Origin of the sequence: Capsulimonas corticalis, assembly GCF_003574315.2 — a bacterium.
GTDB classification, from domain to species: domain Bacteria; phylum Armatimonadota; class Armatimonadia; order Armatimonadales; family Capsulimonadaceae; genus Capsulimonas; species Capsulimonas corticalis.
Window position 1 is genome coordinate 4,711,318 of record NZ_AP025739.1, and the last position, 15,651, is coordinate 4,726,968.

The window sequence follows — 15,651 nt, forward strand, 5'->3', positions numbered from 1 at the left end:
CGGCTGGGCAAGAAAAGTGCTTCTCGTGAATACGATCTCGGAAACAGACGCCGCCCCGCAAGCCCCGATTCGGACGCCAAAGGGCTGGAAGCGGGTGGGGTGGCAGGGCGTGACGGCGAATACGCCCGACGCCTGGAATTTGGCGGCGTATGGCGGGGACGCGCGCGTCGGCAATATCCGTATCGATAATGGCGAGACGGCGGGGAACGCCGTCATGGGAGTCGAGATCCGCTGGTCCCGGCCCAAGAAAGCCCTATCCGCCGCCGACCTGGAGAAGCGGCTGGATCAGTATCTGACGAGCGTCGATAAGGGCGCCAAGAAGCAGAAGCTGTCCGCCGACACGAAGAGCAAGCCGCTGGAGGATCGCCGTTTTCCGGTGCGCACGGCGCGGTCGTTCCACTGGCGCGTGGACCGCAAGGGCGTGGGCCGTATCTGGCATTGCGCCGAATGCGGACGTCTGATGATCGCACAGGTTGTCGGCGCGGCGAAGGGCGATTTTCAGCATCTGGCGCATGACGTGCTGGCGTCCCTGGAGTGCCACTCCGCCGACCCCGCCTGGCGTCCGTGGTCGCTGTATGACCTCCATACGGAGGTTCCGGCGGACTTTACGCTCAAAGGCAAGCCGCAGCTTCTGAATATCTACGTGCAGCTCGCGTTCGAGCGCGCGGGGACGACGGATCTGGTGACGGTGGAGCAGTGGGGCGTGGCGAGCGTGCAGCTGCGCAACGCCTATCTGGACGAGTGGTTTCAGGAGAAGAACAGCGCCCAGGAGTCGTCGCTTCGCTATCAATCCGAGGAAACGACGATCCATGGTCACACGGCGCTGGCGATGACCGGCCGCCGATGGGGACTGACGTACTGGGGGGCGCAGGCGATCCCGCAGCTCACGAGACTTCAGCTGCCCGCGATCCATTACGCCGCGCGAATTTGGGAGTGCCCGGAGACAAATAAGATTTTTCTGATTCAGAGTTATACACGCCGCTTGGATCCCACGCTGGTGGACCGGATCGTGGAGCGGACCGTTTGCCATCCCGTTCCGGAAGAGGCGTCATGAAACAGGGACGTTTTTCCGGACTGGCGGAGTACCTGCCGTTTTTGCGCGAGCGGAAGCCGCCGCTGACACGGGAGGAGATGCTGCGCCTGAGGCCTCTGCGCCGCAGCGTCGTCACCTGGACCACGAAGCCGCAGGACGCGAGTGGCGACGAGGATGTCTCGGAAACGCCCGATCCACTGGTGGTGCTTTCCGCGCCGCGCACGATGGGGCCGCTAACGCGCTGGGTGACGCGCCTGCTGAGCGCGCCGGTGGATCGGCGCGTCGAGCTCGATGAATACGGCTCGGCCATCTGGACCATGTGCGACGGGACCCACACCGTCCGCCAGCTCGCCGATTTTACCAGCGCCAAGTACAAGCTGAACAAACGCCAGGCCGAGGTCAGCGTCCTGGCCTTTATGAAGATGCTCGCGCAGCGCGATCTCATTGGATATCATACGGAAGGAAAGAGGTCCGCTCATGTCCGACCCAACTCCGGCGGCGCCGCGCAACGGTCACGCTCCGGTTCCCGCCGCCGCCATTAGCAAGCCGGTGAATAAAAAACAGATCAACCTGCCCTGGCGCAAGGCCGTTGAAATCGCGATGAACTCGCTGAAGATCCGGTTCTGGCGCTCGCTGATCACGGCCGGCGGTATCTTTCTTAGCATCGCCTTTCTTTGCTTTTCCCTGGCGACCTTGTGGCTCCAGCAGAAACCGACCGATCCCGATCTGATGGCGGATTACCACCAGGCCGTCTATCGGCAGATCTGGCTGGTCGTGATGTCGGTGCTCGTCTGCATCACAGGGATCACGAATTCGATGCTGATGTCGGTGGCGGAGCGCTTTCGGGAGATCGGCACGATGAAGTGCCTGGGTGCGCTGGACTCGCTGATCGTTCGGCTGTTTTTGATCGAAGCGATGTTCATGGGTGTCGTCTCGTCGTTCGGCGGCTGGGTGTTGGGAGTGCTGACCGTGGCGCTGGTCCGATGGGCGACGCTCGGATGGGCCGTGGGCGTCGGCGCGGTCACGCCGCTGATTATCGGCAAGCTCTTTTTCTGGTGTATCGGCTCTGGAGCGTTCCTGACGGTGATCGCCGCGTTGCTCCCGTCCGTCCGCGCCGCGCAGATGCCGCCCGCCGCCGCGCTGCGCAGCGATGTCTAAACTCTTTCTCGTTCACGATATCGGAGAACCGAATGGCCGCAACAGAGTATATCGTCCGCACCAAGGACGTCGTCAAGATTTACAAGCTGGGGGATGAGGTCCTGCGCGCGCTGAACGGCGTCAGCGTCGATATCAAGCGCGGCGAGTACATCTCGATTATGGGCCCGTCGGGCTCCGGAAAGTCCACGCTGTTCAACGCCATCGGCGGCCTGGACAAGCCCGACAGCGGCAGCGTCTTCATCAACGATGTCGATATGGCGCAGCTCGACGCCGGCGAACTGGCGTACCTGCGCTGCCATACGATCGGCTACATCTTCCAGACGTTCAACCTCATCCCCGTCATGACCGCGCTGGAGAACGTGATGCTGCCGACGATCTTCGCCGGTATGCCCTCCGAAGACGGCACGAAGCGCGCCCTGGAGCTGCTGGACATCGTCGGCCTCGGCCACCGCCGCGATCACAAGCCGACCGAGCTCTCCGGCGGCCAGCAGCAGCGCGTCGCCATCGCGCGCTCCCTGGCGAATAACCCCAGCATCGTCCTGGCCGACGAACCGACCGGCAACCTCGACTCCAAGACGGGCGAAGACATCATCGCCCTCCTGCGCCACCTCAACCAGGACCAGGGCGTGACGATCATCACGGCGACGCACGATTACAAGATGGTGGACGTTTCCGACCGGACGATTTGGATACGGGACGGCAAGGTGGAGAAGATTCAGAACCGTTCGGAGATCAAGCTCAATATTGGGGCGATGTCCGGGGAGGCGCAGTTATTGGAGGGGTAGGCAGAGAGGCCCTCACCCCCCGGCCCCTCTCCCAAAACTGGGAGAGGGGGAGTCAGAGGGAGTTTTTTGATTTGGATCAAAGATCCAAATCTTTTTCTGATCTTAACCCTCTCCTAAGATTGGGAGAGGGTGGCCCGAAGGGCCGGGTGAGGGCCTTCCTAACGCCTAAAGCGGTCGGACGAGGCTCAGGGCGCCGTCGCCGGTGTAGACAAGCATCAGGGTGCCGTCTGGCGAGGTGGCGGTCTGCCGGATCGATGTGTCCATGCTCTTGGGCGCGAAGACTCGGCCCTGGTTGTTCACATTGTACAGGGCTTTGTCGCCGACGGACACGGCGATGATGGAGCCGTCGGGGGAGACGCTGACCAGGTTGGGCGGGAACAGCAGACCGCCGCGACGGACGACTTCCTTGCCGTTGTGATCGAGTAGCAGGAGCCAGCGCTGCTCGGCGGAACGGTCGCCCTGAGCGATGTTTTGCAGATAGGAGAGCGCGACATAGCGGCCGTCGGCGGTGATGCGGGCTTTGAGATCGGAAGCGTCCGGCCCAAGCGCGTGCGACCAGAGCGGAACGCCGTTGCCGCCGCGCTGCCAGAGATACAGAACGCCGTCGCTGTGATGGATGTTCGAATACGAGATCCCCAGAACATACTGCCCGTCCTGCGAAAACTGCGCCTCAAAGAGCCGGTTCAGCACGGTTCGCCGCTTCCCGGCGTCGCTCGGGTATTTCCAAAGCAGTTGTCCCTGGAAGTTGTAACACGCCACGCCGCTGTCGTCCCAGGTGCCGGCGACGACGCACTGGGTCTTGGTGTTCACCGCGACCGAGTTGCCGATTCCGTCGATCGACCACTGGTTGCACGAGAGCTGCGGGCGCATGGTGAAGAGATAAAGCGAGTGGTTGCCGGTGACGACGGCGGCTGTCTTGCCGTCCTGCGACATGGAGGCGTCCCAGATCGCGCCGTCCAATGTGCGCCGCGTCACGCTGTCCGCATGGATGCCGCGGACGATCGTCACGCTCGGGCGAGTCGGGTTGAGCGGCGCGTAGGTAATGACGGAATCGCCGCCGGCGCTGACGCAGGCTTTCGTCGCGCCCGGATCGGGGATGCTCCAGATCTTCTTGCCGTTTTGATGCCGCAGCGTCACGGTGTTCTTGTCGGAGGCCACCACGGCGAAGAAGGCGTTGTCGGGAGAGATGGAGGCCGAGCGGAAATCGGTGACCGGAAGCGGCTGCGGCCAGACGGCGGAGAAGGTGTACTTGGGCTCCGGCGACTGCCCCTGCGCGATCGCCAGATGTGCGAACGGGTTATCGGAACGCTGCCAGAGAGCAGTCGCCCCGAACACAAATCCCACTGCGAGAGTGCTGACGATCCAGCGCTGGACAATCACCGTAATTAACCTTGCCCGATCATGGAAAGGAAGTAGCGATGCACGCGGGCGTCGCCCACCAGTTCCGGGTGAAACGCGGTCGCAAGAATCTTGCCCTGGCGGACGAAGACCGTTTTGCCTTCGTAGGAAGCCAGCGCCACGACGCCGTCTCCCGCTTCCGAAATATAAGGCGCGCGAATGAACAGCGCATGCAGCGGAGTGTCGCTCACTTCCGGAGCATCGACCGTTGTTTCGAACGAGTCCGTTTGCCGGCCAAAGCCGTTGCGGGTGACGGTGACGTCGAGCAGGCCGAGGGTCGGCTGGCCGCCGCGCTCACCCGTGCCCGCCGCGATGCGCTGGGACAGCAAGATCAGACCCGCGCAGGTTCCATAGATGGGTTTACCCGCTTCGGCGGCATTTTTAATCGCGTCATCCATCCCGTAGCGCGCGAGCATTTTGCCAATCGTCGTGCTTTCGCCGCCGGGGATCACAATCGCGTCGGCTTGTTCGATCTCACGGGGCAGGCGGGCCGACGCCGCGTCGGCGCCCAGGCTCTGGAGCATTTCGATATGCTTCGCGTAATCGCCTTGCATGGCGACCACCGCGACTTTTGGCGAGTTCGCCATGATGCAGGAAGTATCCTTATGGGTCAAGAAGATGGAATGACTGTATTTTACCACATTCTTTTGGCGATTTCCGGCGCCGCCGCGCATTCATCTCAATAGGCGCGTCGCAAGCGGGCGGGCTCTATGGTAAAATTGACGTATGCTATCCTTCACATCTCGTACGCTCGCACTGCTTACGCTCGGCGCCGTTCTCGCGCCGCCGGCGCACGCCGCCTCCCATAAGACGGCGGGAAGCCACATGGTTGTTCCCGCCGAACATCGTGTTTTACTTCCCGAATACACCCCGGTTCGAGTCCGGCTGCTGCAGGACCTCAAATCCGGCGCAACCCCGGAAGGCGAGGTGGTCAGCTATGAAGTGCTGCAAAACGTTTACGCGCCCGGGCATGTTCTCGTGATCCCCGCCGGTTCGCAGGCGTTTGGCCGCGTGATCGATTCCAAGGCTCACAAATCCGTCGGACTGCCCGGCAAGATGACCTTCACGTGCAATTATGTGCTGGCGCCGGACAAAACCCGGGTTCCGATCCGGACGGCGGCGCTGGCGAAGTCCGGCATCGATCTGACGAACGCCTCCCCGGCCGCCTTCGTCTTTACCGGCGGTTTGATCGGCCTCGCGATCAAGGGAGGCGATATCACCGTTCACCAGGGGCAGACCTATCTGGGCTATGTCGATCAGGACACCACGCTATTCCCCGCGCCGTCGGAACTGAAGGGCGTGGGGAACGGCTTTCTCGATAACGGCACGGTGTTTACCCTCAGCAGCGGCGAGGAAGTCCAGGGCAAGCTGCTGGCGTTTGATGGACGGACTTACAAAGTCCAGACCGCCGCGAAGGTCGTGATGTTGGACGCCGGGAATGTCGCGTCGACTCGGCGTACGAAGCCCGGCTCCCGCGACTATATCCCCGATGCGCCGCAGGCCGTGCGCGGCGGACCGGAGATCGAGGGGCTGCCTCGGCAAGTGGAGATCACGATGGTCAGCAGCGATATCGCCTATGGAATGCTGCTCAGCTATGATGGCTACATCTATGTGCTGAACGCCTTCGACGGGATCCATATGATCGAGGCCGCCGATGTCCAATCCGTCCACTTCCAGGGCGGGATCCATAAAGCGCACGGCCCGCTGCACGGACGCTGATACTCCCGATCCGTTACCCGAAGTGATTGCGGTCGCCGGCCATGTTGTGGTCCCAGGAGCTGGTCTGCCAGTTGTCGAGCGCTCCCGGCTCGGCGATCCAATTCGGCAGCGGATACAGCATGGTGTCGCCGAGCGCGTGGACATAGGGCTCATACAGCGCTCGGATCTTTTGCAGCTTGGCGTCCGCATCGGGGCCGTCGCGCAGCGGCGCGCCGGCCTCCGCCAAAATGCGGCGCGCCTCCGCAAGCTGCTCCGCCGGCAAACGGTCCTGCTCGGGATTGCTCGGCTTGGTGTTGAAGACGAGCGAGATGTCCACGGCGGCGTGCCGCGCCATCGCGAACGTCAGCCGCGCCTGCGTCGCCTTGATCCCGTCCACGCCGACGATCAGCAGCGCGCAGGTGTCCATAATCAGCGTGAGGGTGGACAGCCAGGACGCCCGGTCATGCTGCGATCGGTAGTACGCCAGCACGGCGTAAGAGAGCTGGCTCTCCAGCAGCTCCGCGGACCAGTGCTCCCATTCCTTCAGCAGCGCGTCGAGCGCGCCGACATCCTCGTTCACCTGATATCTCCGCAGCAGCTCCACGGCGGCGGGCGGCGTGCCGGCGCGCGCGTCCAGCAGCGAGATCGTAATTTCCCTTCGTGAGAACACCTGGTAGAGCACCGGCAGATAGCCGATGACGAGCGCAAAGAAGCCGAGCCCAACTCCCGATTCGGCGACGGCGCAGGCGCGCCCGAGACGCGAGACCGGCGTAACATCGCCGTATCCCAGCGTGAAAAACGTCGTGCCGCTCATGTAGACATGGCTGGAATACGATTGCGAATGATAGGAATCGGCCAGCGGCATCCCCATCGCCCATTGCAGCGTTCCGAAAGCCACGATTAGCCCGACCGCCCAGATCGCCATCAGCATCGGCAGGGACATGGGCCCAAAATAGCCGAGAAATGTTTCACGCCTGCCGGGGTCGCCGATGCGCTCGGCGATTCTTTTCCAAATTCTCCAGCCGTATCGATAGAGCAGACGGGTCATGCGCAAACTGCGGGACACCGTGCGCGGGAGGACGATCGTTTCGAACGCCTCCCACAGAATAAAGACCAGGCAGGTAAGGCTCAGGAGACAAGCGACGGTTCTCATACGTATATTATACAAGGGTCTCGCGCTTTGACGCTGCTTGACTCCAGGAGGCGGACGCGGCTACAATAGCGCGAGATAATTATGAGTATATTGACCGTTTCGGATTTGGAAAAGGGCTTCGGCGTCGACTTATTGTTTCGCGGAGTGACCTTCAGCATCGCCGCCGGGCAGAAAATGGGGCTTGTCGGACGCAACGGCTGCGGCAAGACGACCCTGCTGCGGATTTTGATGGGATTGGAAACGCCCGACGCGGGACGGGTGTCGCTGGCGAACGGCCGTCGCCTTGGGTATCTGCGCCAGGAAGCGCCGGTTCACCCGGAGCACACGATCTGGGAGGAAGTCCAGCAGATCTTTGAGCCTCTGCGTGAGATGGAGGCGACGCTTCAGGTGCTGGAGCATGAGATGACCGATGCGACCACGGACGAAGCGCTGGAGCGGGTGATGGCCCAATACTCCGATATGCGCGACGCCTTCGAGGCCGCCGGCGGTTACCATTACTCCAATGACCTGGAAATGGTGATGGAGCGCCTCGGTTTCACCGAGGCCGACCACACCAAGCTCGTCGGATCGTGCTCCGGCGGCGAGCAGACACGTCTGGCCCTGGCGAAGATCGTTCTGTCCAAGCCGGACATTTTGATCCTGGACGAACCGACGAACCACCTGGACATCGGCGCGACGGAGTGGCTGGAAGGATTCCTCAAGAGCTACGAAGGCGCCGTGCTGCTTGTCAGCCACGACCGGTACTTCCTGGACGCCGTCACCGATACGATCGGCGAGGTCGAGAATCAAAAGCTGACCGTGTACCGGGGCAACTACTCGCACTACCATCAGCAGAAGCAAGAGCAGCTCCAGCGCCAGCAGGACATGTACGAGAATCAGCAGGCGGAGATCGCTCGGCTCAACGACCTCGTCAAGCGCAACATGGCCGCGAACGCCACCCAGGCGCACCTGCGCCTGAAGACTCAGGGCCGTATCGAGCGCATGGAGAAGATCGACCGCCCGAAGACGGACACCAGCAGCATGCACGCGCGGTTCGACGCCGCTGGCGCCGGCCGGGTGGGGCGCGAAGTGATCCAGATGGAAGACCTCGCGAAGTCCTACGGCGACCGCACGCTCTTCTCCCATGTGAACGCGACCGTGGAGCGCGGCGAGCGCGTCGGCCTTGTCGGTCCGAACGGCGCGGGCAAAACGACGATGGTGAAGATCTTACTGGGCCTGGAAACGCCAAGCCAGGGCCTGATCCACTTTGGGCACAACGTCCGGCTGTCGTACTTTTCGCAGCACGCGACGGACAGCCTGGACACCAGTCTCTCGGTCCTCGACACCGTGCTCGGATCGGCGGACATGACGAGCACCGAAGCGCGCAACTATCTCGCCCGCTTTCTATTCATGGGCGACGATGTCTTCAAGCAAGTCGGCATGCTGTCGGGCGGCGAGAAGAACAAATTGGCCCTGGCGTGTATGATCCTGGAGCCTTGCAACCTGCTGATCCTGGACGAACCGACGAACCACCTGGACATTGCGAGCTGCGAAGTGCTGACCGAGATGCTGTCGAACTACGACGGCACCCTGATGATCGTCTCGCACGACCGTTATCTTCTGAACGCCACGACCAACAAGACGCTTGCCCTCACCGGCGACGGCGGCGTGGTCAACTTCGAAGGCAACTACGCCGCCTGGCGCGAAGCTCAGAAAGCGAACTTGCCGGCCGCCAAACCAAAGGTCGAACCCGCGAAGAAAGCCGCTCCGGCGCCCGCGCCGGTCAAGGCCGCCGCATCCGCCCCCGTCGCCGCCACGAACGGCGCGGGCGGCGGCGGCAAGTCCGGCCTCAACTTCCGCGATCTCAGCAAGGCGCGAACGAAGGCGAAAGAGCTTGTCGTCAAGACCGAAGCCACCGTCAACAAGATCGAAGCGCGGATCGGGGAGCTGGAGACCAAACTCGCCTCGCCCAGCGATTCGGTTCAGGAAATGGTGACGCTCGCCGCCGAGCACACCCGTCTGCAAGACGAGCTGATGACGGCGCTGGCGGCGTGGGAGAAGGCGGTCGCGGATCAAGAGGAATTGGGATAGTCTAAAGGTTGATACACCGCACTTCAATGGGTGGTTTTCTCTGCTCGCATTCCGCTCTCAAATGCGTAATCCTGCAAATTACCCGTTGACAACCGTCCTGGCAATCGGTATAATAACAACCAATCGACCGGCGCATTGTCGTCACCGCGCCGCGCAGCGGCCGTGGGGACCATGCCCTCGTAGCTCAGTGGATAGAGCAACGGTTTCCTAAACCGTGTGTCGGCGGTCCGATTCCGCCCGAGGGCGCCACATCCACTGACTCCATCGCCGGACGGTCGTGCATACTGGAGAGGTCGCATAGTTGGTCTAGTGCGCCCGCCTCGAAAGCGGGTGAGGGTCAAACCTCCGAGAGTTCGAATCTCTCCCTCTCCGCCATTTCCCCAAATCGTTCCGCAATCAAAGCTCCGTACGCGTACGGGGCTTTTTGATTGTCATCATGTTCTGAACATCCCGATGAATCTCCGCGCCGTTGGCGTATGTCACAAGATATGTGACGGTGCGCAGGCCGGCTTCGCTTTCGGGGGCGTTCGCGATGATCTTCTCATCCGCCTGAAATTGTTTCTTCACTAATACTGTCAGCGGCAGTGGGTTCTTCTGGATGATCACGGTGTCGCCTGGCTTCAGCTTGTTGAGGTTGCGGCCGGCGTTCGCGATCAGAAAATCAGAGAAACTGATGTGGTTTTTGCGGGCGATCGCATACCCCGTTTCGTGTGGCTTGACCACGTAATCCTTGGAGGGCGGGGGCGTCCAGCTAAAAGTCGCCGCTTCCTCGGGAGTCGGCTTGATGCGCGCCGGGTCGACGGCTTTGCGCGCGACGAGCACGTTTTCCGAAAAGGTCGGATCGCCGATGACTTTCGCGTCGGGCGGCGCCTGCGCGAAGTGGTCCTTGATCAGGGTGAGCGTTTTGTTGGCGTCGTCTTCCGTCGGCAGCGCGACGGTCACACGCTTGTTGACCGAGATCGCGTATGCGTAGACGTGCAGCTTGAGACGCGATGCGATCTTGTCCTGCGCGGTGTCGGGGCTGTCGATCGGCTCGCTGCCCGAGGTGCGCACGAACTGCACTTTTTGCAGGCGGACGATATCCTTCGCGCCGACGTCAAATCCGGCGGCTTTGCGCTCCGCCGCCGCCAGCACGGTGGTGGCGGTTTGCTGGTTTTGCAGCGTGACGATCGGCTTGCCGTCGAGCAGGATCGAGACCGGCTGCCCGAGATGGCGCTGATAGACAACGTAGCCGCCGCCCGCGAGCAGGGCGACCACGGCGACGCCGGCCAGCGCTTTGAACAAGCGCAGCTGACGCCGCAGCGCGGCGTCGGCCCTCAGGATCTCTTCGGTGGACTCTGGAATTTCCGCGTGGGGCGTTTGTTCGCTCATAGGTTTTTGAAAGGTCCGAATTCGCGTGTTAAGAGCAAAAAACGCCCCGCAGTCGTGAGGGACTGCGGGGCGTGGCGGTTATCGAGATTCTATTCCCAGGGGCGAGCGCTGGCGACTCGGGTGCGCTGAACGAGCTCCGTCAGAGCGCGCTGCAGCTGTGTGTCGTTCTTCAGATCGTAGAACGCTTCCGGGTGCTCGCGCAAGTAGGCGTACATCTTGCGCTGATCGTCGTCGGTATACGACACCGTGATGTTCGGCTCGATTCCCTTGTGGTTGATATCGTGCTTCATCGCCGTGTAGTAATGCTGAGTCGTGATCGCCACGGCGCTGCCGTCGCGCAGCCCCATGATGGTCTGCACGAGGCCCTTGCCGAAGGTCTTCTCGCCGACCAGGGTGCCGGAGCCGGTGTCCTTGATGGCGCCGGAGACGATCTCGGAGGCGCTGGCGCTGTCGCCGTTCACCAGCACGACCAGCGGGTAATGCATGTGGTTTTTGTGCAGGCTCGGGATCACGTCCAGCGACTGCATCGGGCCGGTGCGGTCCTTGATCCAGACGATCGGGCCGGAGGGAACGAAACGGCTGGCGACGCGCTGGGCGATATCGAGCAGGCCGCCCGGATTCTCGCGCAGGTCGAGGATCAGCCCTTTGACGCCCTGTCCCTGGAGATCCAGCAGCGCCTTGTCGATCTGGACGTCGCTTTCCTCGTTGAACACGCTCAGCGAGATATAGCCGATCTTGTTGACCGGATCGATGATGCTGTGCTGAACGACTTCCTGCTGGACCGTTTCGCGCGGCATGGTGATAACGACGGGCTGGGGGGCGTCCTTACGCAGCAGCGTCAAGGTTACCTTCGTGCCGGCCGCGCCTCGGATCAGCTTCACGACCGCTGTGTCCTTCATCTTCAGGGTCGACTTGCCGTCGACTTTCAGAATGATATCGCCCGCCATGACTTTGTAGCGCAGGGCGGGGCCGCCTTGCAGGACGCGCACGACATAGATCTGTTCGGCCTTGTTCGTGCCAAGCAGCGCGCCGATCCCCACGAACTCGCCATGGTTGTCGTCCACCATGTCCTGATACGCCTTGGGGTCCATGAAGCGCGTGTAGCGGTCCTTCAGGGATCCCATCATGCCCCGGATGCCGTTGTAGGTCATCTGGGTCGGGTCGATATCCTTGCCGTAGTAGTTGGCGCGCAGTGTGGTGAGCACATCGGCGTAGGTCTGATAGGGCGTGTACTCGGCCGTTTGTCCCTGCGCGGCGGTCATATAGGCCGTTTCCAGGCGCTGCGGCACGAGCATGACGGCGGAGCGCAGGTCCTGCGCGCTGCGGACGCCGTGGAAGTCCCGGAAGCTGACGCCTCCCGCGAACGCGACGAACAGCAGCGACGCCACTCCCAGAGCCCTTCCGGTGATATTTTGAATGGTCATTGTCGAAGTCCTAAATCCTGGTCTCTCTGTCCAAATCCCAAAGGGTCAAACGTGGGTCGGGGGCAGTCCCGCGACCTGTCCGGAAAGCAGGCCGATCGCCTGGTTCAGCGGCTCATCGGCCGCCGCGCCCGGCTGCGTGACCACATCGGGCTTGATCCCGACTTCGCTGAAGCTGGAGTGCGACGCGGTGAACAGCTGTCCAACCGTCATCGTGAAGCCCGAGCCATCCCGCAGAGCGACCGGGGAGACGTCGGTGGCGTCGCCGAAGGTCTTCTCGCCGACCAGCTTGGCGCCGCTGCGCTGCAGAGTGTCCGCAAGCAGCTCCGCCGTATTGGCGGTGCCGTGGTTGACGAGGACCACGATCGGATAAGCGATGGTCTTGGATGACGTGATCGCGATCGAGTTTTCCTTCTTGCCCTTGAGCTGGACGATACCCAGCGATTTGGCGTTGGTCAGCTTGCCCGCGATAGCCGCGCCGGCGTCTAGGAGGCCGCCCGGCGAGTTTCGCAGGTCGACGATCAGGCCCTTGGTGTCGGTCCCGAAACCGGTGAGCGCCGAGCCGAGCGAGTCCGCCGCCGTGTCCGTGAACTGCGTGATCTTGACGTAGCCGATGTTGCCCGGCAGCGACTTCGAAGCCACCGGCGTCACCTGCGTCGGCGTGGAGTTATCCAGCGTCAGCGTAATCGGTTTGTCCTGTCCGGAACGCGACACCGTCAGCACGAAGCTCTTGGAGTTGTCGCTGATCAGTTGGTTCTCGGCCAGCGTGAGCGTGAGGGCCGAGTCGATCTTCTTTTGAATATCTTTGGCTAGTTTGTTGAACGCGACCGGGTCGTTCTGCACGGCCTTCAAATCCTTGGCGGCGGCGGTGACCGGGTCATAGGTCGCGACCCATTTTCCGTTGATATCCGTGATCACGTCTCCGGGCAGCAGGCCGGCTTTTTCGGCGGGACTGCCGGGCAGCGGGGCGACGACGGTCAGGCGGTACTCGATATATCCGGGGATTTCGTTTTCCTTGGTCGCTTTGGGATCGCCGTGCTGGAGAGATCGGATAAGAGTGGTCGCGCCGATTCCCTGATAGGATCCGCGAATCTCATCCTTGAGCTCCTGCATCTGCGCGGGCTCCAAAAATCGGGACTGCGGGTCTCCGAGCGAAGCGACCATCGCGGAGGCGGCGCCGTGGGCGAGGATCGAATCGTCCGGCACGCCTTCCACATAGTTGCGCTTCAGCTTCAGATAAACTTCCTGGAACGTGGCTCCGGGACCGTCCGCGCCGCCGGTGTCATCGGTGTCGATATCGAACCCGAGGGGCTTGGCCTTGGCGGCTCCGGAGGGAAAGGACACCAGTTGGAGGCTCTTGTTATGGGCGGAGTCCGCCTGAGCGACCTGATGGTGAAAGAGGTTGTGGCCAAGAGAGTGACCGGGACCGAGCTGCATCCCTAAGGCGAACGTACCTGCGGTCAGCGCGGTGAGCGCAGCGCCGGCGACTATTCCACGTGTTGAAATCGTCACTGGGAATCACGACCTTTCCGTCAATGAGGGCGGCGGTCCGCCAACGTAAGCGATACGGCATTATACCATGCCGGTCTCCTCTATAATAACGGAAAAACCGCCCGCAATGTTCCTGAATGATCCTGCGTGCTTTAACAGGGGTTTCGGGTATGATACCACTAGAGTATCTCGCGAGATATCTTGCTCAATCCGCATACGCCGCGCACGTTCACCCGGATGTGCGTCAATTTCCAATACGGGTTTGAAAACAATCAACTTATGGACGATCGACAATCTTCCCAGATTTTCTCGGGCGATTCGCCAGACAATGACTATGCGGAAGGCCGCGATGGTGGAAGTATGACAGTATTTGGTCAGAACGGACATGCAAATGGAGTGGCGGTTCCGCCGCTCTCGGCGAACCAGCTTCGAGTCACCGACAATTTGTCGCAGCTGCTGGAAGTCCTGCCGCCGCCTTTGCGCGCCGTGCTGGAGCACGAAGAGACCGTCGAAGGCCTGATCGAAATCGTACTCGACCTGGGCCGAGACGCCGAGGCGCGCTTCTCCGACGGCCGCGTGGTCTGGCTGCGTGAAGGCATCCCGGTCACGAATGAGGATATCGCCTTCGTGACGGCGCGCGTCGGCGCCTTCGGCAAGGACAACCGCGCCGGTATCGAGCGCACGCTGCACCGCATTTCGGCGATCCGCAATCGTCAGGGCAAGATCATCGGTCTGACCTGCCGCATCGGACGCGCCGTCTTCGGCACGATCGATATCATCCGCGATATCGTGGAGTCCGGCAAGAGCATCCTGATGCTCGGACGGCCCGGACGCGGCAAGACGACCAAGCTGCGCGAAGTCGCCCGCGTGCTGTCCGATGAGTTCGGCAAGCGCGTTATTATCGTCGATACCTCGAACGAGATCGCCGGCGACGGCGATATTCCGCATCCGGCCATCGGCCGGGCGCGTCGCATGCAGGTGCCGACGCCCGAAGATCAGCACGGCGTCATGATTGAAGCCGTCGAGAACCACATGCCGGAAGTCGTCGTGATCGACGAGATCGGCGTGGAGCAAGAGGCGTTCGCCGCCCGCACCATCGCCGAGCGCGGCGTTCAGCTCATCGGTACGGCGCACGGCAACTCGCTGGAAAACCTGCTCATGAACCCGACGCTTTCGGACATGGTCGGCGGAATCCAGGCGGTCACGCTGTCCGACGAAGAAGCCAAGAAGCGCGGCACGCAGAAGACGGTCCTGGAGCGCAAATCGCCGCCGACATTCGATGTGATCATCGAGATCATGGAAGTCGACAAGCTCGCGATCCATCACGACGTCATGCGCACGGTCGATAAGATGCTGCGCGGCGGACAGCCGCGCCCCGAGATCCGCGTGCGCAACGCCAACGGCCAGGTGGACATCATCCAGAAGTCCGACATCGAGGCGCAGCGCGAACCGGTCGAGCGGACAGGTTCGCTGTTCGACGACGGCGGTCACGGGCATAATGGCGGGGGCGGCGTGCGTGAAGGCTCGCGGATCGCGCCGCCGGCCGCCGACGGCGGACCGGCCGCGCCGACGCTCAGCAATGGGAAACCGCTGCCGGCGACGGTCACGATCTTCCCGTACGGCGTCAGCCGCAGCCGCCTGGAGCGGGCGATCCGCACCCTGCGCGTCCCGGCCTTTATCGGCAACAACGTCAAAGAGGGCGATGTGATCATCGCCTTGAAGGCGAATTACCGCAAGGAGCCGGCGAAGCTGCAAGAGGGGATCAGCCGCAATATCCCAACGTACGTGATCAAGAGCAACACATACGTTCAAATCGAAAACGTGCTGCGCGAGATCTTCCGGATGCCCATCGAAATCTCCGAAGAGGACATGGCGGTGCAGCTCGCCGAAGAAGCGATCGAAGAGATCATCAACGATCCGAGCGGCGGCCTGAACTCGCTGGAGTTAGCTCCGCAAAGCTCATTCCTGCGGCGCCTTCAGCACCAAACGGCCGAGAACTACAAGATGCTCTCCGAGAGCATCGGCGCGGAACCGAACCGACGCGTTCGGATCAGCAGGCCATAAGGACGAGTC

At 62.1% G+C, this 15,651-nt stretch carries 13 protein-coding genes and 2 tRNA genes; 9 read left to right on the forward strand and 6 right to left on the reverse strand.

What is annotated here, in order from left to right:
* Positions 1–25 precede the first annotated feature (25 nt).
* From D5261_RS20255 to D5261_RS20270, 4 genes are read left to right on the forward strand one after another with little or no spacing between them, the layout of a single operon-like run.
* A complete protein-coding gene (locus D5261_RS20255; protein WP_125206307.1) occupies positions 26–1,054 on the forward strand; it encodes a hypothetical protein in 1,029 nt (342 codons plus the stop codon).
* A complete protein-coding gene (locus D5261_RS20260; RefSeq protein WP_119324532.1) occupies positions 1,051–1,575 on the forward strand; it encodes a PqqD family protein in 525 nt (174 codons plus the stop codon). The genes D5261_RS20255 and D5261_RS20260 overlap by 4 nt, the downstream gene beginning before the upstream one ends.
* Positions 1,511–2,191: an ABC transporter permease gene (locus D5261_RS20265; RefSeq protein ID WP_119324531.1), complete on the forward strand. Its 681-nt coding sequence runs from the start codon at positions 1,511–1,513 to the stop codon at positions 2,189–2,191. Before D5261_RS20260 ends, D5261_RS20265 begins: the two co-directional genes overlap by 65 nt.
* Positions 2,192–2,223: 32 nt before the next feature.
* Positions 2,224–2,976, forward strand: coding sequence for an ABC transporter ATP-binding protein (locus D5261_RS20270; protein ID WP_119324530.1), 753 nt, complete (start codon positions 2,224–2,226; stop codon positions 2,974–2,976).
* 165 nt (positions 2,977–3,141) lie between these two features.
* Here the strand turns inward: D5261_RS20270 and D5261_RS20275 are convergent, their stop codons facing one another.
* Positions 3,142–4,356 (reverse strand): WD40 repeat domain-containing protein, encoded by a 1,215-nt coding sequence (locus D5261_RS20275; protein ID WP_119324529.1) that lies wholly within the window; start codon positions 4,354–4,356, stop codon positions 3,142–3,144.
* Positions 4,357–4,361: 5 nt separating this feature from the next.
* Positions 4,362–4,961 (reverse strand): pyridoxal 5'-phosphate synthase glutaminase subunit PdxT, encoded by a 600-nt coding sequence (pdxT, locus tag D5261_RS20280; RefSeq protein ID WP_119324570.1) that lies wholly within the window; start codon positions 4,959–4,961, stop codon positions 4,362–4,364.
* A gap of 139 nt (positions 4,962–5,100) precedes the next feature.
* On the opposite strand from pdxT, the gene D5261_RS20285 reads away from it, so the two are divergent.
* Complete coding sequence (locus D5261_RS20285; protein WP_119324528.1) at positions 5,101–6,093, forward strand: hypothetical protein; 993 nt, start codon at positions 5,101–5,103, stop codon at positions 6,091–6,093.
* Between the two features lie 13 nt (positions 6,094–6,106).
* On the opposite strand, the gene D5261_RS20290 is transcribed toward D5261_RS20285, so the two are convergent.
* Positions 6,107–7,225: a potassium channel family protein gene (locus tag D5261_RS20290; RefSeq protein WP_119324527.1), complete on the reverse strand. Its 1,119-nt coding sequence runs from the start codon at positions 7,223–7,225 to the stop codon at positions 6,107–6,109.
* A gap of 81 nt (positions 7,226–7,306) precedes the next feature.
* On the opposite strand from D5261_RS20290, the gene D5261_RS20295 reads away from it, so the two are divergent.
* The 3 genes from D5261_RS20295 (at position 7,307) to D5261_RS20305 (ending at position 9,670) form a co-directional block, all read left to right on the forward strand.
* Positions 7,307–9,295: an ABC-F family ATP-binding cassette domain-containing protein gene (locus tag D5261_RS20295; protein ID WP_119324526.1), complete on the forward strand. Its 1,989-nt coding sequence runs from the start codon at positions 7,307–7,309 to the stop codon at positions 9,293–9,295.
* Between the two features lie 173 nt (positions 9,296–9,468).
* A tRNA-Arg gene (locus D5261_RS20300) sits at positions 9,469–9,544 on the forward strand.
* A gap of 37 nt (positions 9,545–9,581) precedes the next feature.
* Positions 9,582–9,670: transfer RNA gene (locus D5261_RS20305), tRNA-Ser, on the forward strand.
* A 21-nt stretch (positions 9,671–9,691) separates the two neighbouring features.
* Here the strand turns inward: D5261_RS20305 and D5261_RS20310 are convergent.
* The 3 genes from D5261_RS20310 to D5261_RS20320 all read right to left on the reverse strand — a co-directional run bounded on the left by D5261_RS20310 (position 9,692) and on the right by D5261_RS20320 (position 13,599).
* A complete protein-coding gene (locus D5261_RS20310) occupies positions 9,692–10,666 on the reverse strand; it encodes a LysM peptidoglycan-binding domain-containing protein (RefSeq protein ID WP_119324525.1) in 975 nt (324 codons plus the stop codon).
* A gap of 89 nt (positions 10,667–10,755) precedes the next feature.
* Positions 10,756–12,090, reverse strand: coding sequence for a S41 family peptidase (locus D5261_RS20315; protein ID WP_119324524.1), 1,335 nt, complete (start codon positions 12,088–12,090; stop codon positions 10,756–10,758).
* Between the two features lie 45 nt (positions 12,091–12,135).
* Positions 12,136–13,599 (reverse strand): S41 family peptidase, encoded by a 1,464-nt coding sequence (locus D5261_RS20320; protein ID WP_125206306.1) that lies wholly within the window; start codon positions 13,597–13,599, stop codon positions 12,136–12,138.
* Between the two features lie 339 nt (positions 13,600–13,938).
* Between D5261_RS20320 and D5261_RS20325 the strand changes: the two genes are divergently transcribed.
* Positions 13,939–15,642, forward strand: a complete 1,704-nt coding sequence (locus tag D5261_RS20325) for a R3H domain-containing nucleic acid-binding protein (protein ID WP_119324569.1) — start codon at positions 13,939–13,941, stop codon at positions 15,640–15,642.
* Positions 15,643–15,651: the final 9 nt, after the last annotated feature.